This is a genomic window from Arhodomonas sp. KWT, from assembly GCF_010993615.1.
Genome location: NZ_WNXE01000711.1, coordinates 1 through 857, shown reverse-complemented (window position 1 = coordinate 857; position 857 = coordinate 1). Strand labels below are relative to the sequence as shown.

1 protein-coding gene is annotated in these 857 nt (G+C 67.8%); it reads right to left on the bottom strand.

What is annotated here, in order from left to right:
- A partial coding sequence (locus G7A99_RS21905) for a poly-beta-hydroxybutyrate polymerase N-terminal domain-containing protein (protein WP_205599998.1) occupies positions 1 to 524 on the bottom strand: 524 nt, incomplete at its 3' end.
- Positions 525 to 857: the final 333 nt, after the last annotated feature.

Below are 857 nucleotides of genomic sequence, written 5' to 3'. Positions count from 1 at the left end.
TTGCGGGCGCCGCGCAGGAGGTTGTTCCCGCCCTCGTGGAACGTCGTCTCCAGCAGCTCCGGGTTGGTCGCCAGGAAGTTCGCCGGCGAGAAGACGTCCAGCCACTGGCGCGCCATGAAGGCGACCACGTCCTGGTGGTGCGGCGAGACGCCGGAGACGTCCGTGGTGGCGTTGTGCCACCACTGCTGGGTCAGGAGGAAGCCCTGCTGGAGCATTCGGAACGGCGGCATGCGCCAGCCGGCATGGTCGAAACGGTGATCCTGAGGCAACGGATCTATGGCGTCCGGGGCGTGCGTTTCCATGTGGCAGCGACAGGCGAAGTCCGCCCAGCGCGACCACTTGCTCAGTGCCTTGAAGGCGAGCTCGGTCTGCTTGCCGGGTGAGTTGCCGAGGTGGCTGGCCCAGTCCTGGAACGCCAGCGCCACGGCGGCGGGTGAGACGGCGCTGGTGAGCCGCCCCTGCCAGGCGTGGTAGAGACGGTCGACGGCCCGGAACGATTCCCCGGACGGTGCGTAGGGCAGCATGGATCACCTCCCCGCCGCTCGCATGAGTCAACACGCCAATGGTCGCGCAACGGCAGCGCCCCGCCATGATGGCGGTCAAGAGTGGTGCGGTCCCCGGCGATGGAGACGGACCTGCGACCGGGTGAATCGCGTATAACGGGAGGGATTCCGGCAACGCTCAGGAGTGGGACCCATGGCACGGACGCTGATCTCCATTGCCCAGCTGCTGATTGCGGTTGCGCTGCTGGAGACGGGGTCGGGGCTGCAGGGCGTCGTCGTGCCCCTGGAGGCCCGGACGATGGGCTTCAGCAACCTGGCCATAGGGCTGCTGGGGTCCGGCTACTACGGTGGTTT